The 22,528-nt window shown below is 75.5% G+C and carries 14 protein-coding genes; 8 read left to right on the top strand and 6 right to left on the bottom strand.

Going from position 1 to position 22,528, the window contains the following annotated elements; all coding sequences use genetic code 11:
- Positions 1-174: 174 nt before the first annotated feature.
- Positions 175-1,173: a TauD/TfdA family dioxygenase gene (locus tag ACIQGZ_RS28870; RefSeq protein WP_402607527.1), complete on the top strand. Its 999-nt coding sequence runs from the start codon at positions 175-177 to the stop codon at positions 1,171-1,173.
- Positions 1,174-1,276: 103 nt separating this feature from the next.
- On the opposite strand, the gene sbnA is transcribed toward ACIQGZ_RS28870, so the two are convergent.
- A complete protein-coding gene (gene sbnA, locus ACIQGZ_RS28865) occupies positions 1,277-2,350 on the bottom strand; it encodes a 2,3-diaminopropionate biosynthesis protein SbnA (protein ID WP_402607524.1) in 1,074 nt (357 codons plus the stop codon).
- 179 nt (positions 2,351-2,529) lie between these two features.
- On the opposite strand from sbnA, the gene ACIQGZ_RS28860 reads away from it, so the two are divergent.
- Positions 2,530-2,973, top strand: coding sequence for a MaoC family dehydratase N-terminal domain-containing protein (locus ACIQGZ_RS28860; protein WP_402607522.1), 444 nt, complete (start codon positions 2,530-2,532; stop codon positions 2,971-2,973).
- A gap of 12 nt (positions 2,974-2,985) precedes the next feature.
- On the opposite strand, the gene ACIQGZ_RS28855 is transcribed toward ACIQGZ_RS28860, so the two are convergent.
- The gene (locus ACIQGZ_RS28855; protein ID WP_402607519.1) at positions 2,986-3,543 is read right to left on the bottom strand and encodes a hypothetical protein; all 558 of its coding nucleotides are present in this window, start codon (positions 3,541-3,543) and stop codon (positions 2,986-2,988) included.
- A 154-nt stretch (positions 3,544-3,697) separates the two neighbouring features.
- Here ACIQGZ_RS28855 and ACIQGZ_RS28850 point away from each other — a divergent pair, with 154 nt between their 5' ends.
- From ACIQGZ_RS28850 to ACIQGZ_RS28830, 5 genes are all read left to right on the top strand, one after another.
- The gene (locus tag ACIQGZ_RS28850) at positions 3,698-4,879 is read left to right on the top strand and encodes a sensor histidine kinase (protein ID WP_402607517.1); all 1,182 of its coding nucleotides are present in this window, start codon (positions 3,698-3,700) and stop codon (positions 4,877-4,879) included.
- Entirely contained in the window at positions 4,876-5,526 is a 651-nt protein-coding gene (locus ACIQGZ_RS28845; protein WP_402607514.1) for a response regulator, read from the top strand. Before ACIQGZ_RS28850 ends, ACIQGZ_RS28845 begins: the two co-directional genes overlap by 4 nt.
- A 193-nt stretch (positions 5,527-5,719) precedes the next feature.
- A complete protein-coding gene (locus ACIQGZ_RS28840) occupies positions 5,720-6,244 on the top strand; it encodes a PadR family transcriptional regulator (RefSeq protein ID WP_402607511.1) in 525 nt (174 codons plus the stop codon).
- On the top strand, positions 6,241-6,963 hold the full coding sequence (locus tag ACIQGZ_RS28835) for an ABC transporter ATP-binding protein (protein ID WP_402607508.1): 723 nt from the start codon (positions 6,241-6,243) through the stop codon (positions 6,961-6,963). Before ACIQGZ_RS28840 ends, ACIQGZ_RS28835 begins: the two co-directional genes overlap by 4 nt.
- Positions 6,960-9,203 (top strand): FtsX-like permease family protein, encoded by a 2,244-nt coding sequence (locus ACIQGZ_RS28830; protein ID WP_402607505.1) that lies wholly within the window; start codon positions 6,960-6,962, stop codon positions 9,201-9,203. The genes ACIQGZ_RS28835 and ACIQGZ_RS28830 overlap by 4 nt, the downstream gene beginning before the upstream one ends.
- Before the next feature lie 162 nt (positions 9,204-9,365).
- On the opposite strand, the gene ACIQGZ_RS28825 is transcribed toward ACIQGZ_RS28830, so the two are convergent.
- Positions 9,366-9,770, bottom strand: coding sequence for a DUF5997 family protein (locus ACIQGZ_RS28825; protein WP_402607503.1), 405 nt, complete (start codon positions 9,768-9,770; stop codon positions 9,366-9,368).
- Positions 9,771-9,828: 58 nt separating this feature from the next.
- Between ACIQGZ_RS28825 and ACIQGZ_RS28820 the strand changes: the two genes are divergently transcribed.
- On the top strand, positions 9,829-10,629 hold the full coding sequence (locus ACIQGZ_RS28820; protein WP_402607501.1) for a LysR substrate-binding domain-containing protein: 801 nt from the start codon (positions 9,829-9,831) through the stop codon (positions 10,627-10,629).
- 39 nt (positions 10,630-10,668) lie between these two features.
- Here ACIQGZ_RS28820 and ACIQGZ_RS28815 read toward each other — a convergent pair whose 3' ends face one another.
- From ACIQGZ_RS28815 to ACIQGZ_RS28805, 3 genes are all read right to left on the bottom strand, one after another.
- Complete coding sequence (locus ACIQGZ_RS28815) at positions 10,669-11,802, bottom strand: hypothetical protein (RefSeq protein ID WP_402607498.1); 1,134 nt, start codon at positions 11,800-11,802, stop codon at positions 10,669-10,671.
- Positions 11,803-11,918: 116 nt separating this feature from the next.
- The gene (locus tag ACIQGZ_RS28810) at positions 11,919-14,486 is read right to left on the bottom strand and encodes a right-handed parallel beta-helix repeat-containing protein (protein WP_402607495.1); all 2,568 of its coding nucleotides are present in this window, start codon (positions 14,484-14,486) and stop codon (positions 11,919-11,921) included.
- Complete coding sequence (locus ACIQGZ_RS28805) at positions 14,486-22,357, bottom strand: hypothetical protein (protein WP_402607492.1); 7,872 nt, start codon at positions 22,355-22,357, stop codon at positions 14,486-14,488. The genes ACIQGZ_RS28810 and ACIQGZ_RS28805 overlap by 1 nt, the downstream gene beginning before the upstream one ends.
- Positions 22,358-22,528 lie beyond the last annotated feature (171 nt).

The following is a 22,528-nucleotide window of genomic DNA, read 5'->3' as shown; positions in this document are numbered from 1 at the left end:
GTACGGGCCGAACTACACATGATCTATATCGGTTCGATGGCCGCTGCATCAGAAATTTCCCAGGGCGCATAGGCCGGATATAGCAGCCCGGCGAGACTGCTGCCTGGAGTGGCTGCCGTCGCGGGCCGGCTCCGAGGTGCCGCCGGCAGAATCGTCGACCCGAGGGAGTGTTACATGACCCAGACCAACACGGTGGCCGTCGCGGCGCCCGAGGCACTGGTGCTCACCGATGCGGAACGCCGGCGGACCGGCGAGCTCGCCGACCGGCTGGTCCGGCACGAGCCCGCCGGGACCGACGATCCGGCGTGGCTGGCCGCCGTGCGCGACGCCTCCGCCGAGCTGCCGACCAGGCTGCTCACCGAGCTGCGCCGGTTCCGCCATGACGCGGGCCCCGACGGCACGCTGCTGGTCCGCAACCTGCCGGTGAGCCCGGTCGACGGGAGCACCGCCCTGCCGCCCACGCCCACCCGGCCCGGCTCGGTGGAGCGGACGGCCTCCACGGCCGCCGCCGTGATCACCGCCGCGATGCTCCAGCTCGGCGATGTCATCGCGTACCGCAACGAGAAGTCCGGCGCGCTGGTGCAGAACGTGGTGCCGGTCCCCGGGCAGGAGACCCTACAGAGCAACGCCGGCTCGGTCCTGCTGGAGATGCACAACGAGAACGCCTTCCACGCCAACCGGCCGGACTACGTCGGCCTGCTGTGCGTCCGTCAGGACCCGGAGGGGGAGGCCCGGCTGTGCACCGCCTCCGTGCGCCGCGCCCTGCCGCTGCTCTCCGAGCGGACCCGGCAGGTGCTCTCCGAGGAGCGGTTCCTCACCGAGGCGCCGCCCTCTTTCGGGGACCAGGACGGCGTGCTGCCCGCCCACGCGGTGCTGCTCGGCGCACCCGAGGACCCGGACCTCCTGGTGGACTTCTCGGCCACCCACCCGCTGGACGACGAGGCCCGTGGCGCCATGGCCGAACTGCGTACGGTGCTCACCCAGGTGGCGCAGGCCCTCGCCCTGGTGGCCGGTGACCTGGCGGTGGTCGACAACCGGCTGGCCGTGCACGGCCGTACGCCGTTCACCCCGCGCTACGACGGCACCGACCGCTGGCTGCACCGGGTCTACGCCTCGCTGGACTACCGCCGCTCGCGCCCGGCCCGGACCGGCGGCGGCAGCGTGCTCGACTGATCGGCGCGTCCGCCGGGCTGGGCTGCACCCGAGGCCCAGCCCGGTGGCGGTCGCGGTCGCGGTCACGGTCGCGGTCGCGGTGGCGGCCGGAGGGCCGGTCCGGTCAGGCGCCCGTGCCCGGCAGGGCCCCGCCGGCCTGCTCGGCGTCCGCCCGGTCGCGCACCCCGGTGGTCCGCGCCGGGTCCTTCCACAGGTGGGAGACATCGCCGAAGTGGCGGTGGACCCAGTGGTCGTCGTAGATGGTGTCCAGATAGCGGTCACCGCCGTCGGGCAGCACCAGCACACAGGTGGAGCCGTCCGGTATCCCGGCGGCGATCCGCTCCAGCGCGGCGACCACGGCCCCCGAGGAGCCGCCGGCCAGGACCGCCTCCCGCTGTACCAGCCGGCGGCAGCCCACCACGCAGTCCAGGTCGCTCACCTGGACCACCCGGTCGGCGTCCTCGGTCCGGAGCAGCGAGGGCCGCACGGAGCTGCCGTGGCCGGGGACGAGCCGCCGGCAGGAGTGGGGCGAGTCGAACAGCACACTGCCGATCGCGTCCACCGCGACGACCTCGGTGCGCAGCCCGTTGCGGCGGATGTACTCGGCGCAGCCGCCCAGGGTGCCCGAGGTGCCGGTGGACACCAGCAGGTAGTCCACCCGGCCGTCCAGGGCCTCGCTGATCTCCGCCATCGTCGCCAGGTGCGCCCGGGGGTTGAGCGGATTGGAGTACTGGTCGGGGCAGTAGGAGTCGGGGATCTCGGCGAGCAGCCGGGCGACCAGCCGCAGCCGCTGCGGCAGCAGTTCCCCGGTGACCGGGTCGGGTTCGGTGACCGTCCGCACCTCGGCGCCGTAGGCGTGCAGGATGGCGATGTTCTGCTTGGTGGTGCGGGAGTCGACGACGCAGATGAAGCGCAGGCCGACGTAGCGGCAGATCTGGGCCAGGCCGATGGCCAGGTTGCCGGAGCTGGACTCGACCACGGTCGACCGGCCGGGGACCAGCTGCCCGGTGCTGATCCGGTCCAGGAGCATGCCGAGGGCGGAGCGGTCCTTGATGCTGCCACCGGGGTTGAAGCGCTCGACTTTGGCGTACACCCGGGAGGAGAAGCCCGGAACCAGCCGCTCCAGTTCGATGAGCGGCGTTCTCCCCACCGTCGAGAGAATGCCCTTGAGCCCAGTGGTCACGGCTGTCCCCTTCATCGTCGGGGACAGGCACGGGCCCCCGGGCTGTCGGTCTCACTCCCAGGCGAGCATGGACATCCCGGCTATTCGCGACCTATACCCGCGCTGCGGCCCCGGCGGGCTCACCGTGTAGAGCCGGTGTAGCTCCCCGCGCGAGCGTGGCCGCTCCGCCGCCGACCGACCCGATGGGAGCACCCATGCCGCTGGACCCCTCCCAGGCGGGCCGGGCCTATCCGCCCGGCCCGCCCTACCAGGTGGAGCGGGAGAAGATCCGCGAGTTCGCCTGCGCCGTGGGCCTGACCGATCCCGCCCACCACGACCCGGTGGCCGCGCGGGCGCTCGGGCACCCCGATGTACTGGCCCCGCCGACGTTCCTGTGCGTACCGATGCAGCACGCCACGGACCAGGTCGTCCTCGACCCCGAACTCGGCCTGGACTACGACCGGGTGGTCCACCGCGACCAGCGGTTCGTGCTGGGCCGCCCGGTGTACGCCGGGGACCGCCTCACGCTGACGGTCCACATCGACGCGGTGAAGTCGCCGGCGGGCAGCGACGTCCTGGAGCTGCGCGCGGAAGTGGCCGCCGCCGACGGGACATCGGTGGCGACCGTGTTCATGTCGCTCGTCACCCGGGCGCGCTGACCCGGCGCCGCGTCAGCGCTTCTCGGCCGCGCCGACCGGCGCCTTCTTCGGCCAGAGCAGATAGGTGACGGCGATGACGGCGTGGATACCGACCGTGCGCAGCACGACGAGCTGCCAGAGCTGGAGCTGCTGCCGGGCGTCCGGTGCGTTGCCGACGTACCAGATGGCGAGTTGCAGCAGCCCGCAGGCGACCGCCCCGCCGAGCAGTGAGCGCAGCAGCAGCTTGCCTTCGTGGCGGGCCCTGGGCATGCCGTACTTGGGGGGCTTGGCGGGGCGCGGAGCACCCGCGAAGCGGTGCGCGGCATGGCCGTCGAGCCAGGTGATGGTGTAGTGGCCGTAGGCGAGCGTGAAGCCGATGTAGAGCGCGGCCAGCCCGTGTTCCCAGCTGGGCCGGGCACCGTTCCTGAGGTCGACGGCGGTGACGATCAGCAGGACGACTTCCAGCAGGGGCTCGCACAGGAGGAGCGCCACACTGGTGCGCCGCATCTTGAGCAGGTAGCGGACCGCCAACCCGATGGCCAGCAGAGCCCAGAAGCCGACCTCGCAGATGACGATCAGGGTGACGATCACGAAACGCTCCTCCCGTTCATCCTCCCCATCCTGCCGTGGTCCGCAGGCCGCCGGCGTCGTCGGCAGTGACGAAGCCGGCTGCCACCTTCGATGTACGGCGTCCTCCACCGCCGGCAGGAGGGCAGCGCGAGCGGGCCGGTGTTGGATGGGGAGAGTGGCCCTGCCTCTCCCGCGCCCCGACCGTGACGACGTGTTCATTGCCGGGGTCGGCCTCGTCGGCGGCCTGGTGCTGTGGGCGCTCGGCCTGCATCCCCAGGCCGGCCGGCCACTGGGCGGGGCCTGGGTGCTGGTGCCGCTGGCGGCGACGGCCGGGCTGGAGCTGGTGCGCCGCAGCAGACCGCACCTCGCCCTGCTGGCGGGCACGCTGGCGCTGGCCGCCGACCAGCTCACGGTCGGCAGCCTCGCCACGGTGCTGATGTTCACCGACCTGGTGTACGCGTCCGTACGCTACGGGAGCCAGGCGGCGGCGCAGCGGATTCCGGTCGGCGCCGGGCTGCTCTCGGTGACCGGGACGATCTGCTCGGCGGCCTGGTACCGCACGCCCGACGCGCTGCTGGTGGGGGTGGCCATCGGCCTGGTCGCCTTCGCCCCGGCGACGACGGGGGCGCTGGTCCGCAACTACCGGGAGGCCGCCGAGTCCGCCCGGCTGCGTGCCGAGCAGACCACCCGCCTGGCCGAGCTGGACCGGAACCAGGCCGTCGCGGCGGAGCGCGCCCGGATGGCCCGCGAGCTGCACGACATGGTGGCCAACCGGCTCTCGGCGATCGCGATCCACTCCACCGCCGCGCTGTCCCGGGCCGACCCGGAGGCCACCAGGGCGGCCATGGCCGTCATCCGGGAGAACAGCGTCGACGGCCTGGCGGAGATGCGCCGGCTGATCGGGCTGCTCCGCGACAGCAGCGGCGCCCCGGACCCGGCCGCGGTGCCGGCCCTGGACGGGCTGCCCGCCCTGGTCGACGGCGCCCGCGCCAACGGGCTGGAGGTCACCGTGCACGACACCCGCACCCCCGGCCGGGAGCTGCCCACCCCCGTCGAACTGGCCGCCTACCGGATCACCCAGGAGTCGCTGACCAACGCGCTCAAACACGCGGTGCCGGGGCGGGTCTCCGTCGCGCTCGCCGAGCGGGAGGGCGCGCTCACCGTGCGGGTCACCAGCCCGTACGGCGAACGCCCGGCCGGGCTGCGGGTCCCCGGGTCCGGCAGCGGCCTGGTGGGCATGCGGGAGCGTGCCGCGCTGCTGAACGGGTCGTTCCACGCCGGTCCCGCGAGCGGGGCGGACGGCCGGGTGTGGCAGGTGTACGCCGTACTCCCCACCGACGAAGAAGGAGCACTGTGACCATCCGTGTCATCGTCGCCGAGGACCAGTCCGCCGTCCGGGCCGGGCTCGTCTTCATCCTGCGCGGCGAACCCGACATCGAGGTCGTCGGAGAGGCCGCCGACGGTGAGCAGGCCGTGGCGCTGGCCCGGCGGCTCCGGCCGGACGTGGTGCTGATGGACCTGCGGATGCCGCAGCTCGACGGGGTGTCCGCCACCCGGATCGTGGTCGCGGAAGAGCTGGCGAGCGTCCTGGTGCTGACCACCTTCGACCTGGACGAGTACGTCTTCGGGGCGCTGCGGGCCGGCGCCGTGGGCTTCCTGCTGAAGAACGTCGACGCCGACGGGCTGATCACCGCGATCCGCACGGTGGCGGCGGGCGACGGTCTGATCGCGCCGGGCATCGCCCGCCGGCTGCTCGCGGAGTTCGCCTCGGCGACGACCGCCCGCGAGGACCGGTTCGCGGACCTCGCGGTCCTGGCGACCCTGACGCCCCGGGAGCGCGAGGTGCTGGCCTGCCTCGGTGACGGTCTGTCGAACGCGGAGATCGCCGCCCACCTGCGGATGGCGGAGACCACCGTGAAGACCCATGTGAGCCGGGTGCTCGGCAAGCTGGATCTGCGCAGCCGGGCCCAGGCGGCCGTACTGGTACGGGAGCTGGACGGCTGACCGTGGACCGGACCGCCGCCCGGGGGACGGCACGCTGAACCGATCGGTCGGCGGCGGCTCGGGCTGGGGGCACCGGCCGGCGCGGTGCCGACGACCTGCCCGGCGGTGCGCGTCCGGGGGCTCGGGCTCCGCTGCGGAAGCAGCGGCTGGGGTCGATTGACGCGGTGTACACACTCAGTGTAGACACTGGGTTATGACAGTTCCCTTCGCCCTGCTCGGGCTGCTCGAACGAGAGCCCAGCCACGGCTATGACCTCAAGCGCGACTACGACACCTACTTCTGCCGGGGCAAGCCCCTGCTCCTCGGGCAGGTCTACTCGACCCTGGGGCGGCTGGCCCGGGACGGGAAGGTGCTGGTCGGGGCGGCCGAGCCCGGAGCGGGGCCGGACCGCAAGCGGTACGTCATCACCGACCTGGGCGCCACCGAGCTGGAGACCTGGCTGACCGAGCCGGTGGAGGCCGAGCCGTATCTCCAGACCGAGCTGTTCACCAAGGTCGTCCTGGCGCTGATGCTGGGGCGCGACGCCCAGGCGTACCTGGATGTGCAGCGGGCGGCCCATGTGCAGCGGATGCGGGAGCTGACGGAGGTCAAGCGGAGCGGCTCGCTGGTCGACAAGCTGCTCGCTGACCACAGCATCTTCCGGCTGGAGTCGGACCTGCGGTGGATCGAGGTCACCTCGGCCCGGCTCGGCGCGCTGGCCGAGGAAGTGCGCTCATGAGCACCCGGGGGGCCTCCGCGCGGCCCGACGCGGGGGACTTCCTCGTCGAGGCGCGCGATGTGGAGCTGGCCTTCGGGCAGACACCCGCGCTCCAGGGCGCCGACCTGGCGGTGGCGTCCGGCGAGATCGTGGCCATCATGGGCCCCAGCGGGTCGGGCAAGTCCACCCTGCTGCACTGCCTGGCCGGCATCCTGGTGCCCGACGCGGGAGAGGTGCTGTTCGACGGGCGCCGGGTGGACCGCATGGGCGAGAGCGAGCGCAGCCTGCTGCGGCGGGACCGCTTCGGGTTCGTGTTCCAGTTCGGCCAGCTCGTCCCGGAGCTCACCGCCGAGGAGAACGTCGCCCTGCCGCTGCTGCTGGGCGGCGCCCGCCGGGCGGCGGCGCTGGCCGAGGCGCGGGCCTGGTTCGGGCAGCTCGGCCTGGCCGGGATGGAAGGACGCAGGTCCGGCGAGCTCTCGGGCGGACAGGCCCAGCGCGTCGCCCTGGCCCGCGCCCTGGTCGCCCGCCCCGCCGTCCTGTTCGCCGACGAGCCGACCGGCTCGCTCGACTCGCTGACCGGCGAGAACGTCATGGAGCTGCTGGTGACCGCCGCCCGCGACCAGGGCACGACCGTCGTCATCGTCACCCATGAACCCCGGGTGGCCGCCTGCGCGGACCGGGAGGTCTTCGTCCGCGACGGCAAGGTGACGTCCGTGACCGCCGGACGGATCGCCTCGTGATCCGCCTCGGACTGCGCCTCACCCTGAGCAGCGGCAGGGAGGCCGCCGCCCGCCTCGCCGTCATCGCGGCCGCCGTCGCGCTGGGGGTGGGCCTGCTGCTGAGCACCCTGGCGGCGCTCAACGCCGTCGGTACGCAGAACGACCGCTACGCCTGGCTCAACACCGGCATGGCCCGGCAGGACCCCACGGCGGGCGTGGACCCGCTGTGGTGGCTGCTCCAGGCCGACGGCTTCGACGGCAAGACCATCGGCCGGGTCGACCTGGCCGCCACCGGGCCGCACTCACCGGTCCCGCCGGGCCTGCCACGGCTGCCCGGACCCGGGGAGTTCTACGCCTCACCGGCACTGAGCAGGCTGCTCGCCGGCACGCCGCGCGCCGAACTCGCCGCCCGCTACCCCGGACACCAGGTCGGTACGATCGGTGACCAGGCGCTCCCGGGACCGGACTCCCTGGTCATCGTCGTCGGCCACCGCCCGCAGGAACTCGCGGGCAACCGGGAGGCCACCGAGGTCACCGCGATCATGGACCTCTCGCCGGGCGGCTGCAACGGCAGCGGCTGCCGGGTGGGCACCGACAACAGCGGAATGGACCTGATCCTCTCCGTCGTCGCGGCCGCCCTGATCTTCCCGGTGGTCATCCTGATCGCCACCGCGACCCGGCTGGCGGCCACCCGCCGCGAGCAGCGGTTCGCCGCCATGCGGCTGGTCGGCGCGACACCCCGGCAGATCTCGGTACTCTCGGCGGCCGAGTCGACCGCCGCCTCGGTGCTCGGCACGGCCGCCGGCTTCGGGCTGTACGCCGTGATCCGCCCGCTGCTGGCGAAGGTCTCCTTCACCAACACGCTGTTCTTCCTCAGCGATGTGTCGCTCACGGCGACCGACATCCTGCTGGTCGTCATCGGCGTCCCGGTGGCGGCGGCGGTCTCGGCGCAGCTCGCCCTGCGGCGGGTACGGATCTCCCCGCTCGGCGTCAGCCGGCGCGCCACACCGCGCCCGCCCCGCGTCTACCGGGTGATCCCGCTGGTGGCCGGGCTGCTGGAACTCGCCTACTTCATCGGCAGGGTCCCCAGGACCAGCGACGGCCAGGTCCGGGCGTTCCTCCCCGGCATCTTCCTGGTCCTCGGCGGGATCGTCTTCGCCGGACCCTGGCTGACCATGGTCGGAGCCCGGCTGATGGCCCGGCGCACCGGCAGACCGGCCCGGCTCATCGCCGGTCGGCGGCTCTCCGACGACCCCAAGGCCGGCTTCCGCGCCGTCAGCGGGCTCGTCCTCGCGCTCAGCATCACCAGCATGGCCGTGGGAGTGATCACGTCGCTGGTGGCCGAGCGCGGTGTGCCGCAGGGCAGCCAGGACGTCCGCCACGCCGTGATCGCCGACTACCACCGCTTCGAGAAGGACAGGAGGTCCGGCGCCATCGCCACGCCGCCGGACACCGTGCTCGCCGCACTGCACGCCATCCCGGGCGTCCGGGGCGTCACGGCGATCCACGCGGACCCGGCCGTCGGCGGCTTCAGCCCGGATCTCGGCGGCGGACTGGCGGCCTGCGACCAACTCGCCGCCATGCCCGCCTTCGGCACCTGCCCGGCCGGGGCCGCGACGGCAGAGGTCAACTCCAGCTTCGCCGTGGTGGGGCTCCAGCCCCGGAGTCGGCCCTGGCCGAAGGTCTGGACGGCCGCCGCCTACTCCACCGAGCGGCTGCGGAGCCTCCCGGTCCAGGAGATCGTGGTGACCACCGACGGGACGACGGCGGCGGTCGAGCGGGCGCGGACCGTGCTGGCGACCACGTACCCCGGTGAGCGCCCCCCGTACACCGTCGCCGAGGACCGGGGCCGGATGGCGGAGCAGCTCGACGGCTACCAGCAGCTGGCCGACGTGGTCATCGCGGTCAGCTTCCCCATCGCGGGGTGCAGCCTGGCGGTGAGCGTGGCCGGGGCGCTGCGCGACCGCAAGCGGCCGTTCAGCCTGCTGCGGCTGACCGGCGTCCAGCTCGGGGTGCTGCGCCGGGTCGTCCTGCTGGAGAGCGCGGTCCCGCTGCTCGCCGTCTCCGCGGTGGCCATCGGCACCGGATTCCTGGCCGCGCAGCTGTTCCTGAAGGCGCAGTTCGACTACTCGCTGCGGGCACCCGAGGTCGGCTACTACCTCATCGTCGGCGGCGGACTGGCCGCCGCCCTGGGGGTCATCGCCTCCACCCTGCCGCTGCTCGGCCGGATCACCGGCCCCGAGGTCGCCCGCAACGAGTGACCGCACCCGGCGGCGTCCGGACCCGGCGACCCGGCCGGGCCCGGACGCCGCCGCCGACGCGGCCACGGCGGGGTGCGGCCACGGCGGTGCGGTCAGCGTTGCGGCCGACGGCAGCCGGAACCCGTACGAACCGGGTGCGGCGGCCGACGCCGGAGGCGGAGGTCAGGAGCGGGGGCGGTGGGGCTGGTCGGCGCGCTCCGCGTTCTTCTCCTTGATGCGGATCGCTTCCTTGCGGACCTCGGCCTGGGTGGCGCGCTCCCGCTCCAGCCACTCCGGGTGCTCCTCCTTCAGGGCGTCGATCTGCTCCGTGGTGAGGGCCTCGGTGACGCCGCCGCGCGCGAGGCCGGCGATGGAGATCCCGAGCTTCGCCGCGACCACCGGCCGGGGGTGCGGGCCGTTGCGCCGCAGTTCGACCAGCCACTCGGGCGGGTCGGTCTGGAGCGCGTTCAGCTCGGTGCGTGAGACGACACCCTCCTGGAACTCTGCGGGGGTGGCCTCGAGGTAGACCCCCAGCTTCTTCGCCGCGGTCGCGGGCTTCATGGTCTGGGGGGTCTTGTGCGACTTCATGGTGGCAAGAATATCGAGCGTGTGCGCCACCTCCGACCACGGCGGGTAGCCTTGCGGGGTGACAGGCTCGGACGCATCCCCCTCGTTCCGGCTGGCGTATGTCCCGGGAGTGACGCCCACCAAGTGGGTGCGGATCTGGAACGAGCGGCTGCCCGACGTCCCACTGACCCTGCTGCCGGTGTCCGCCGCCGACGCGTTCGGCGTGCTGCGGGACGGCGGCGCCGACGCGGGCTTCGTACGGCTGCCGGTCGACCGCGCGGACCTCAGCGCCATCCCGCTCTACACCGAGACCACGGTGGTCGTGGTCCCCAAGGACCACGTCGTGGCGGCGGTGGACGAGGTGTCCGCCGCGGATCTCGCCGACGACATCGTGCTGCACCCGCTGGACGACACCCTCGGCTGGGAGCAGCCGCCCGGCAAGCCCGCCATCGAGCGCCCCGCCACCACGGCGGACGCCATCGCGCTGGTGGCGGCGGGGGTGGGGCTGCTCGTGGTCCCGCAGTCGCTCGCCCGGCTGCACCACCGCAGGGACCTCACCTACCGGCCGGTCTCCGACGCGCCCGAGTCGCGCATCGCGCTGTCCTGGCCGCAGGAGGAGACCACTGAGCTGGTGGAGCAGTTCATCGGCATCGTCCGGGGGCGGACCGTCAACAGCTCCCGCAACCGCCCGTCGGCCCCGGAGCAGACCAAGGGCAAGGAGCAGCCGAAGGGCAAGCCGCAGCCCAAGGGCAAGCGCCCGGACGCCGGTGGCGCGGCGCGCAAGCCCGCCGCCGCCAAGGCGGCGGGTCGGGGCGCGCGCAGCGGTTCCGGCGGACCCAAGGGCTCCGGCAAGCGCGGCAAGCCCCGCCGCCGGTCGTAGTCCGGGTGCGGCGCCGCACCGCCCGCTGCGCCCGGCGGGTCAGCTGGTGTAGCAGGTGACCCGTGCCTGGCCGGCGGCCAGGTGGGCGTATGTCTCGCTGTCGCCCTTCCAGTCCTGGCCGGTGTTGACCAGCCGCAGGGCCACCGTGCCGCCGCGCGGGGTGACCATGGCGCCCTGCACCCAGGAGCCCCGGTGGCTCGGCTGGTCCACGGTGAAGGTGCTGCGCACGGTGGCGGCCTGGGCGGTGTCCAGCACCTCGTAGTGGGCGGGGCTGCCCGCCGCGTCCCGCCAGGTCGACCCGCCGGGGATGTACACCTGGACGGCGCAGGTCCGGGACGCGGCGCCCACCTGCCAGCTCCAGATCACCCGGGTGCTGCCGTCGCTGGTGCTGCTGGACCCCGACATCGGCACCGCCCAGAAGCCGGTGCCGCAGCCCTGCTTGCCGAGACCGCCCTCGTCCACCCGGTACCAGCCCTGGATGCCGTCGCTGTAGCTGCCCTCCGTACGGAAGGCCGCGCCGGCGTTGTCGCAGCCGTACCCGGCCGCCGCCTTGTAGCTGACCGTGCGGTCGGCCGGGGTCGCGGGCGGGGCCGCGGTGGCGGCGGGGGGCTTCGGCGTGGCCGGGGGCGGCTCGGGGGTCGACCGGGAGGCGGGCGCCTTGCCGGTCGAAGTCGAGGTGGGGGCGGCGGCGGTGGCGGACGGGTGGCCGGGTGCGGATGGGCGGCCGGTGGGCGTGGCGGTCGGCGGGCCCTGCTGGGGTACGGGGGCGCCGGGCACCGGGGGCAGCAGCGGCCCGCCGCCACCCCCGCCGTATCCGCCATCGCCGCTGCCGGGCGCGGTGGGGGATACGGCGGTGGGCTCGCCGCCGGGGGCCTGCGGCGTGCCGGTCGGCTGCCCGCCGCCGGTCGGGGCCGGGGCGACCGCGCCGGGGCCGACCGGCACCGGGCCGCCGACCTGGGCCACCGGCACCGGAGGGCGGCCCTGGCCGCCGGCCGCGAGCCCGGCGCCCGGCAGCGCCGTGGCGGCCAGGACGCAGCCGGTGGTCACGGCGGCGGCGCCCGCCACCGCGCCCCAGGCACGGGCGCCCGGCAGCCGCCCCCGGGTGGGGACGGCGGGACGGCCGGCGAAGACGGTGGCGAAGTCGGTGGGCGGGTTCGGGTCGGGGGCAGGCACACGGGCTCCAGCGATCGGTACGAGAGGTACGAGAGGTACGACAGGCATGACAGGTAGGACACGTATGACAGGTACGACAGGGATGACAGCGGACAGGAGGAAGGGAGCGGGACCGCTCAGGCGGACGCGGTGAGCTGCGGCAGGTCCGCCACCTCCAGCCCCACCAGCTGCCCGGCGGTGGGCTCGGCCAGCTCCGCCACCCGCTGCGCCTGGCGCTCCGTCATCTCCTGGAACGCCTGCCGCGCGGACCGCCCGTTGCCGAAGCCCGCCTCGCGCGGCAGCCGCTCGAAGTGCCGTACCAGCTCGGCGCGCGCCGCCTCGGTCAGCTCATAGCGGTGCTCCCGCGCCTGGTGCTCCACGATGGAGACCAGCTCGGCCGCGTCGTAGTCCTCGAAGACCAGGGTGCGGGTGAACCGGGAGGAGAGACCCGGGTTGGAGGCGATGAAGCGGCCCATGTCCGCCGGGTATCCGGCGGCGATCACCACCACGTCGTCGCGGTGGTCCTCCATCAGCTTGACCAGTGTCGCGACGGCCTCCTGCCCGAAGTCGCCGCCACCGCCCACCGCCGGGGCCAGCGAGTACGCCTCGTCGATGAAGAGCACCCCGCCGAGGGCCCGGGTGAAGGCGGCGGTGGTCCTGGGACCGGTGTGGCCGACGTACTCGCCCACCAGCGCGCTGCGGTCCACCTCCACCAGGTGCCCGCGCCGCAGCAGGCCCAGCGCCTTCAGCAGCCGCCCGTAGAGCCGGGCGACGGTGGTCTTGCCGGTGCCGGGGTTGCCCGCGAACACCAGGTGGCGGCTGAGCGGCGGCGCGGGCAGCCCGGCGTCCTCGCGGAGCCGTACCGTCTGCATCAGCTTCACCAGCGAGCCCACGTCGCGCTTGACCCGCTCCAGGCCGACCAGCTCGCCCAGCTCCCCGAGCAGGTCCGCCAAGCGCTCCTCGGGCACCTCGGCCGGCGCCGCCCCGACGGCCGGGCCCGCCGCCGTGCCGTCCGGCATCGCCGTCGGCGGCCACGGCCGGGCGGCGGCGGGCGGCGGGGGCGTCTCGGGGCCGCCCAGGGCGCACTCCTCGAAGACCGGGGCCGCGCCCTCCTCGCCGCCCACCCCCTCCGCGCAGTCCAGCAGCCGGCAGCGGCGGAAGTGCGGCGCCGCCCCCGCGCCGATGTGCAGCGCCGGGAACCCGGACCGCACCACATCGCAGGAGGTGAAGGTGCCGCCCGCGTCCGGGGCCAGGAAGACGCCGTTCTTGCCGGGCCGCTCGATCCGCAGGCCGCTGACCTCGGGCCGGACCCCCGCCCACACCACCAGCCCGGAGCCCGCGCTGTCCTCCACCGAGCCGCCCTCCACCCGGGCGTCACACCCGGCGTCCAGCACGATCCCGGCGGCGCCCGCCCCGGTCACCCGGTTGCCCGCCAGGACGGCGCTGCCGCCCTCGGTGACCTCCAGGCCGGTCCGGGCGGCGCCGCTCACCGTGCAGTGCTCGACCCGGGAGCCCGCCGGGGAGCCGACGCTGATCCCCGTACCGGTGTCCGCGACCCGGCAGCCGGTCACGGTGGCGGCGGCCCGCGCGGTGACGGCGACCCCGGCCAGCGCCACCTGGCTGATCCCGCAGTCGGTCAGCTCCGCGCGGGCGGTGCCGGCCAGGTGCACGCCGTGCTCCGCGCCGCCGCGCAGCCGGCAGTCGGCCAGCGTGCCGGTCGCCTCCTCGGCCAGGTGCACGGCGCTGTAGCCGCAGCGGTCCAACCGGCAGTCGACCAGTTCGGCGCGGGCCGCGCCCCGGGCCAGCAGCCCGTTGGCGGCGGACTCCAGCACGGTGCAGCCCCGGGCGGTGAGCCGGCCGCCGTCCTGGACGACCAGCCCGCTGGCGGCGGAGCCGGTGATCCGGCAGTCGACCAGTTCGGCGTGGGCGGTGCCGGTCACCCGCACCCCGGCGGCGCCCGCCGCGTCGACCCGGGTGGTGTCGGCCGACGCCTGCGCGTCGTCCTCCAGCAGCAGCCCGGTGCGGCCGGGGCGGTGCACGGCCGACTCGGTGAGCCGCAGCCTGGCCCGGCCGCGCAGCCGGATGCCGGAGCCGCTGGTGTCCTCCACCCGCAGGCGTACCGCGTCCAGCCGGGCGGTGCCGGAGAGGACCACGCCGGTGCCGTCGACACCGCCGACCCAGGTGTCCTCGGCCCGCACCCGGGCGCCGCCGGACAGGTGCAGCGCGGCCAGCCGGGCCCCCTCCAGCCGGCAGCCGCGCAGCAGCACGGCGGTGGCGGGGGAGCCCGGCGCCGCCAGGTCCCCGAGGGAGCCGTCCGGTTCGTCCGCCGCCTGCTCCGGGCCGCACACCTCGACCCGCCCGCCGGTCACCGTGCAGTCGGCCAGCAGCAGCCCGGCGCCGGAGGCCACCCGCACCACCGGGTCGCCGGGGTCGGCGCCGGCCAGGGCCAGGCCGCGCAGCAGGCAGTCCGGCCCCCGTACGGTCAGCGCGGGGCAGCCCGGCGGCGCCGCGAGCACGGCGCTGCCGGGGCCGTGCTCGGCGGCCAGCACCACGGGCCGGTCCAGTACCACCTCCTCCTGGTACCGGCCGGGGGCGATCAGCACGGTGTCGCCGGGCGCGGCGGCCCGTACGGCGTCCGCGACGCTGCGATGGACGCCGCGCCCCCGGGGGCCGACGCGGTGGGTGCGCTTGAGCTGGCGGTCCATCAGTTTCCTTGCTGCGGGGACTGCGGGGACTGCGGGGGCTGCGGGTCCGGTGCCCGGTACCACGACGGGTCGATGCCGTGGCGGATGGCCGGGGCCAGCCACAGGGTGTTGACGGTCTTCTCGAAGATCTTGAACGGCAGCTGGAGCCAGAACTCCCCGAAGCCCTGCCGGTGGAAGAAGCGGCTGCCGCCGCCCATCAGCACCAGGTTCCTGGCCAGCGCGGTGCTGCCCGCCGTGGTGAGCGCGGACAGGCTCGCGATGCCGCCGTCCAGGAAGGCGTCCATGCCGGTCAGCACATGGCTCTTGCCGTCGGCCCCGGTGACGCCCCAGACGGCCGCGTTCATCGAGCCGTTGATCCAGCCGCTGAGGGCGCCGACCCCGCTGTTGTAGAAGAAGTCGTACGTACCGCCGCGCCAGCGGGTCGGCGACTCATTGCCCGCCCACTCGTTGGCCCAGTGCTTGTCGTGGTTGTTCGGCCGCCGGAATTCGAGCTTGCCGCCGTCCACATTGCCGAGCACCGACTTGGCCTGCCCGACCCGGGAGCCCCGGATCTCGTGCACGGCCGTGCCGACGACGCCCTTGACCCCCGCGCCGACCGCCGCGTTGGCGAACGACTTGAGCGCGTCCTTCCCGGTGAACGGCTTGTGGTTGACGGCGGCGGCGATGCCGTTGGCCGCCAGGTTGGCACCGAACTCCAGGACGAACTCCTGGCCGAACTCCAGGGCCACCTTCTTCGCCAGCGTGCTCCAGTACGGCTGGTACAGCGCCTCCCCGAGCGGCACCCGGCCGCCGACCGCCGCCGGCAGCCCCGGCACCCCGTCCAGCGCCGCCCGGAACTCCGGCACCGGCACCGACGCCGAGCCGCCCCACGGCATCCGCTGCGCCTCGCGGACCCGGCGCCCCCAGCCCCGGATCTCGGTGAGCGGCCCCCGGAAGTCGTACTCGTTGCCGGTGATCCGCAGCCGGTCGGGGCCGCCCTCGAAGACCAGACCGCTGTCGGTGCGCTGCGCCAGCACAGTGCCGTGCGCGTCATAGCGGCGCCACTGGCCGCGCCAGGCGTCCTTCTCCAGGAAGCCGCCGCCCAGCGCCGAGCGCTCGCGGACCACCGCGCCGTGGTCGAACTCCTTCCAGGTGCCCGGGGCGGGCACGGCGCCGCCGCCCCAGTACTCGCGCACCCGCAGCGGGCCGTCACCGGGCAGGTGCGGCGGCACCTCGCGCACGATGACCGCCGGGCCGCCGCCCGCCGGGTGGAAGTCGTCGCGGAAGTGCCGGGCGCCGGCGGACCACCGGTCGTCCCAGGTCCTGGTGGCGGGGTTCCACCAGCGGCGCAGTTGCTGCCCGGCGCCGTAGTCCACCGCCGTACCGGCCGCGTCGAACTTCCGGCTGTACCAGCGCTGCTCGCCGGTGACCGGGTCGGTGCCCCGCCAGAAGTCGACATGGCGGCCGCCGTCGAGCATGTCGCGGCCCCGCACCAGGGCCCCGGTGCCGTCGAAGTCGCGGAAGGAGTCGTCCCAGGGCAGCCGGGGATCGCCGGAGCCCCGGTAGGCCAGGCGGCGGCCGGAGGTCTCGACGCCCAGCTGGTCCACGGCGGTCCACCGCCAGTCGGCCGAGTCGGCGCGGCCGACGCCGGTGACGCGCACCTGATGGCCGCCCGGCCCGGTCCACGGGCCGTGCACGCCGGTGAGGGTGCCATGGGCGTCCCGCTGCACCCAGGCCCCGTCGAGCCGCCCGTCCACCTGCCCGGTCACCGGGTCGACCCGGGGCGGGGTCCGGTACTCGCGCACCGAGCCGTCCGGGAAGCCCTCCCGGGCCACCCGCCACTCGCCCTCCGGCGTCCGGAAGCGGTCCTGCCAGACCGGCCGGTCGGCGTGGCCGCCCGGGTCCACCGGCACCCGCAGGCCCCGGCGGCCGGGCTCCTCCCACGGCAGGTGCGCCGGGTCGGTGGGCGGCTGGGCGGGCGGCGCGGCGTGGTCGCCCACCTTGAGGGTGGCGCCGCCGTGCAGCTTGCCGGTGGACCCCACGAAGCGGCCGTCCGCGCCCAGGTCGACCACGCCGCCGTCCATCCCGGCGTAGCGGAGGCCGCCGCCGGGATGGCGGCCGCCCTCCTTGGTCCACAGGAAGACCTGGAAGCGGTCGTCGCTCCGCAGGTGGTGGAAGGCGCCCTGCGGGGCGGCCTCCCGGATCAGGGCCTTGCGCACCCACAGCGGCGGCCGCTGCTCCGACCAGCGGGTGGTGGTGCGGACCCCGCCGTCCGGCAGGGTCTCCCGCTTGCCGCTCTCCTTGCCCTGCGGGGACTGCCGCTCCCAGTCGGGCCGCACGGCGCCGTTCTCCCAGCGGTACTCCTGGTAGTGCCCGGCGTGCTCGGGTGTGTGCAGCGGTCCCCACTGCCGCTGGACCAGGGTGCCGTCCGGCAGCCGGTCGACCCAGCCGCCGTCCGTGTGCACGGTGCGCGGGCCGGAGGCGATCTCGCGGCCGGTCCCGTCGAAGCGGTGCCAGGTCCAGGTACCGCCGTCCCTGACCGCCAGGGTGCTGCCGGACCGGCCGCCGGTCTTCTGCAGCCCCTCCCGGTACTCGTGGACGGTGCGGCCCCGGTGGTCGACGTCCTTCCAGCCGAAGCCGGAGGTGTCGTACCGGCGGGTGCCCCGGCCGGCCAGGGCGCCGCTGTCGTCCCAGTGCGCCCAGGTGGTGGAGCGGGTGAAGTCACCGAAGGCGACGGTGTCGGTGCGGCGGAAGGAGTCCAGCACGCCGCCGCCGGGCAGCGCGCGGCGCTCGAAGACCTCGACCCGGTTGCCGGTGGAGCTGAGCAGCCGCACCCGGCTGCCGTCGGCGCCGACCTCCACCGTGCCGTGGTGGAAAGCCCCGCCCGCGTCGGGTGCCGGGTGCGGCGCGTCCGGGTGCGGGGCGTCCGGGTGCGGGGCGCGCCGCCAGGTGGCGCCGCCGGGGGCGGTGTGGTCCACCACGTACTGGTGGTCGGTGCGCCTGCCGTCCTTGAGGACGTTGAAGCCCTGGTGGGTGAGCGCACCGTCGGCGGCCGCGTGGACGCGGTACTCGCCGTGCCGGGGGCTGCCCGGGTGGCTGACGGAGACCTGGACGCCGCCGTCCGGCCGCAGGGTGGCGGTGCGGTGGGCCACCGGGTTGCCGGCCGCGTCCTCCAGCCGGCCGGGGGCGCGCACCCCCGCCGGGCCCGGCTCGGGGAGGACGGCGAAGGTGCCGTCGGGGTTGCCGTCCGGGCCGCGCAGCGGGGCGCCGCTCTCCAGCCGGGTGCCGTTCGGGCGGTGGCGGACGAACGAGCCGCCCGCCTGGGTGTCGCTGATCTGGTGGACGCCGCCGGGGCGCTCGGTGACGGTGAGGTGCGGCTGTACGGCGCCGGTGCCGTCCACCACGTGCAGGGTGGGCGGCCCGCCGCCCTGCGGGTGGCGGGCGGTGATCCAGCGGTCCAGCGCCTCGCCGCCGGGGCCGCGCAGCCGGGTGGCGTCCTCGGTGAGCCGCCCGGTGGCGCCGTCGAACACCCGGTAGCCGCCTGCGGGGTCACCCACCCGGAAGCCTCCGCCGGGCTCCGCGACCACCGGCCGCCCCGGGTCGGCGTGGAAGCCGCCGTCCAGCCACTGCGGGCCGGGGGCGAGCGGATGCGGCCGGCCGCCGACGCGGTGGTCGAGGTAGCCCGCCGGGTGGCCGTGCTGGTCCAGCAACTGCCGGCCGTGCCCGGTGTGGCTGCCGTCGGCCGCGTACCGCTGGTAGCGCAGGGCGGTGCCGGGCGCCGCCGGTGGCTGCTCGACCCGGAAGCCGCCGCCCGGATGGGCCGTCACCCGCTCCGGCAGTCGGTTGCCCGCGGCGTCGGTGAGCAGGTGGCCGCCCGTGCCGTCGGGGACGGCGAACCGGGTGCCGCGCGCGCCCGCCGCGTCGGTGAGGGCGATGCCCTGCTCCAGGTAGCCGCCCTGGGCGTCGAACCGTACCGACCGGCCGCCGACCGGGTCGGTGACCCGCCAGCCGCCGCCGGGCAGCGGGTCGGCGGTGTGACCGGTGGGGTGTCCGGCGGCGTCGGTGACGGTGTGCGGCCCACGGTCCGTGAGGAACTGCGTCCCCCGGACGCCGTGCGGGTCGGCCAGGGCGAGGCCCGTCTCGACCCGGGTGCCGTCGGCGCCGTACCGGACCGACGCCCCGGTGGTGTCGTCGATGAACCGCAGCCCGCCGTCCGGCAGCGCGGTGAGCCGACCCGGCAGCCGGTTGCCTGCGGCGTCGGTGAGCAGGTGGCCGCCCGTGCCGTCGGGGACGGCGAACCGGGTGCCGCGCGCGCCCGCCGCGTCGGTGAGGGCGATGCCCTGCTCCACATAGCCGCCCTGGGCGTCGAACCGTACCGACCGGCCGCCGACCGGGTCGGTGACCCGCAGGCCCGCGCCCGCGTCGAGGACGTGCAGGGTCTGGCCGTCGGCCTGGGCCAGCGAGCGGGTGACCACGCCGTTGTCATGGCTGAGGATCAGCACCGGGCCCAGCGGGGTGCCGTCCGCGCCGAGCAGCGGCCGCCCCTCCTCCACCAGCGCCCCGCCCGGGTCGAAGCCGCGGTGGCTGCCGTCCAGCGGGTCGCGCAGGTCGAAGCCGCCGCCCGGCCGGGGCGCCGCCTCCAGCGGCAGCGGGCCGCCGCCCGCGTCGCGCACCTGGTACGTCGGACGGCCCCGGCCGTCGAAGTCCGCGTGGACGTGCAGGCCGGTCGGGGCGCCGTCCAGGCCGCTCAGCGGGGTGTCCTCGGCGGTGAGGCGGCCGTGCGGGTCGTACGTCTGGACGGTGCCCAGCCGGGAGTTGTGGACGTCGAAGCCGCCGTCCGGGCGGGCCACCGGCCGCAGCAGCGGTTCGGGGTGGCCGTGCGGGTCCAGCAGGCGGTGGTGCGGGGTGCCGTCGCCGCGCAGCACCGTCTCCACCGTCCAGCCGTTGGGGCCGGCGACGGCGGAGTCGCTGAGGGCCAGCCGTACGGGCTGCGGCGCGGGCACGACATGGGCGCTCGTACCCGCGCTGCCGGAGCCGCCGGAGCCACCGAGCAGCCGGGGCCGCTCCCGCAGGCTCTGCGCGGTCAGTTCGGCCAGGCCGTGGTCGATCGCGGCGGGGTCGACGCCGAGGGCGGTGAGCTGGGCGAGGTGCCGGTCGATCCGCTGCTCCGCGCTGTCCAGGGCCTGCTGGGCCTGGAGGTGGGCGGGGCCGGGCCCCTGCGAGCCGGAGCCGGGCCGGGCGTGCAGCTCGGTCAGCAGCCGGTCGGCCACGGCCCGGTCGTGGCGGGCCAGGGTGAGGTCCTGCCACGCCTGGAGCCGGGCCGGGCGGGCGGGGTCGCCGGCGGCGCCGAACAGGGCGGCGACGCGGTCGCTCTGCTGCTGCCAGAGCCGGTCGAGCTGGGCTCCCGTCAGCCGGCCGGGTCCGCTGCCCGGTGCCAGCGCCGGGCTGTGCGGGGTCGGTGGCGGGACGGCGGCGGCGGGCGGTGGCGGTGCGGCGGCGGTACGGATGCCGGTGCCGGGCGCTCCGGCCAGCGCGGGCGTCTCGGTACGGGGCGGCCGGCCGCCGCCGTCCAGCAGACCGAGAGCCGACCCGGCCCGGTCCCCGCCGCCGCCGAGCTGCGGCGCGGGCGGCGCGGTGTGGGCGGACTCCACGGCCGTCTGGGCCATCGCTGTCTGGGCCATCGCCGTCTGGGCCATCGGGTGGGGCGCGTTCGGCCCGGCGAGCCCGGGGCGCACGGGCGGGAGCGTGGTCGCGGCGGACGCCGGGTGCGGCACGGGCGGCGGGGAGACGCTGGACAGGGTGCCGGGACCGGCGCCGGTCCGGGGCGGGGCGAACTCGTCCAGGTGCAGGGTGACCTGATGTGCCGTCATGGCCTGGGTGGTGTGCTCGGTGAGGCTGCCGCCGCCGAACGACGGGAGGTCGGCCCGGTGGGGTACCGCCGAGGAGGAGAGCAGTTCCAGCGCGCTGTGCAGCTGCCCGCCCGGCACCGCCACCGGGGGCAGTCCGAGCGGCGTCCGGGCCGTGCCGCCGAGCCCCGGCGGCTGGACGGCCACCGGGTGCGCCGGAGCGGTGACCGCCGGGGGCGCCAGCAGGTCGGCCGTCTGGACCCCGGTCGGCCGTAGCACGGCGGTCTGTAGCGCGGGCGTACCCAGCGACGGCGCTTGCAGCGTGCCCGGTTGGTGCAGGGCGGTGGCCTGGGTCTGGAAGGACGGCAGCTGAGCCGTGGGGACGGTGCCGCCGGTCAGGGTGCCCGTGCCCGGCAGGTGCGGCGACGGCGTCTGGAGCCCCGGGGTGCCCGCGTGCACCGCCAGGTCGCCCAGCCCGGTGGGGGAGTGGGCGCCGATGCCCGGCCCGGCGTCCAGGCGCAGGCCGGTCGGGGTGGTGGCCAGGTTGGTCCAGTCGCCCATCCGTACCGAGTTCAGCTCCCGGATCGGGGTGTCCAGCAGCGCGTCCAGCCGCCGTAGCGCGTCCGGCGCGAAGGACAGCTGCTCACCCAGGGCGCTGTGCACGGTGAAGGCCGGGGGTCGGGAGAAGGATGCCCCCGGGCCGCCGGGGCTCAGCGAGGGGATGTCCAGGCCGCGCGGCCCGGCCCAGTCGCCCAGCCGCACCCGGGCCAGCTCGGAGCGCGGCAGGTCCACCAGTGCGTCGACCTGGTGCAGCGGCGGCGGTACCGGGATCGCCGCCACGGTGCGCCCGGCGGTGCCGAGCAGCGGCGCGCCGTACCGGAAGTTGCCCAGCAGGCCGCGTTCCAGGACGCCGATCCTCAGCGCGCCCTTGATGCCGTAGGCGCCGATCTCGGCGGCGTCCACCGGCAGCACCAGCCGCAGCCACTTGCCGCCGCCCAGTTCGGCCTGGGCGAACTTCCAGCCCGCCGTACCGACCTTGAGCAGCCCGGTGGGCAGCCCGCGCACCAGGGCGGGCAGCCCCTTGATGCCCTGGATGACGGTGAGCCCGCCGGTCTCGAACGCCATCCCGGCCCAGGCGGGCAGCTTGGCGATCGACCCCAGCACCCAGAGGCTGCCGGACCTGACCCAGTTGCTTGCCAGCGAGGCGAAGTCGCGCAGCCCCGGCAGGAAGGCGAAGGAGCGCAGGCCGCCGCCGGTGAACACATCGCGGAAGAAGGTGAAGACGGCCTTGCCGACGTTCTTGATGCCCTGCCAGGTAAGCTTGGCGCCGCTGCTGATCAGCTTGAGCAGTGGAATGCCCTTGGTAGTCGGCGCGATCATGCCGAGGCCGGAGAGGAACAGGTCGAGCAGGCTGGCCTTGCCGTGGGCGAAGTCCACCGCCGTCTTGATGAAGAGGGTCAGATTGACCCCGATGGCCAGCAGCGCGACCGGCCCGCCGAAGATCAGCGCCGGGATGATCAGGATGATCGCCAGCCAGTTGAAGACCTCCCAGAAGAGGTCGCAGTCGGAGACCGGCTGCTTGATGCCCCGGGCCGCCCGGCTCACCGTCCCGCCCGCCGTCGTCCCGGCCTCCGCCTGGGCCTCGCCCGCCTGCCGGGCGGTGGCCGCCAGTTCGGCGCGGCGCGGATCGTCCTCGGCCAGGCCCCGGCCCTGGTCCAGCGCGTTGTCGGCGCGCCACTGCTGGTCGCGCAGCACACCCGCGTAGTCGGTCAGCGCCCGCGCGGAGGACTCGAACGCCTCCGCGACCGACTGGACGAAGCCGCGCAGCGGTCCGCTGATCTTGTCCCGCAGCGCATCGGCGGTCTGCCCGACGAACGCCCCGCCACCGGTCTTGTCCAGCACCGCGTTCAGCTCGTCGTCGATCTCCCGGGCCACCCGCCCGAGGTCGCCCAGCGACCGCGCCACCTCCTCGATCCGGTCCGGGTCGCCGGGGGTGGGATCGCCGCCCAGGCCGATCGCGCTCCAATCGGCGGGACGCTGCGCCATACCGCTGTCCTCTCCGTACGCTCCGTCCGCACCGACGCGGTCGCGCGGGGCGGCGGTGGAGTCGTGGAGCGGTCACCCGGCTCGGTGCGCTCCCCGGGCGGACCACGTGCGGAGCCCCCGCGCGGTTCACCCGGCCGCGCGGTGAACCGGACGGGCCGCCGGCACGTGGTC

Source organism: Streptomyces sp. NPDC092296, assembly GCF_044755465.1.
Classification (GTDB): domain Bacteria; phylum Actinomycetota; class Actinomycetes; order Streptomycetales; family Streptomycetaceae; genus Peterkaempfera.
Note: the sequence above shows the minus strand (reverse complement) of the source record. Positions and strands in the feature narration are given on the sequence as shown.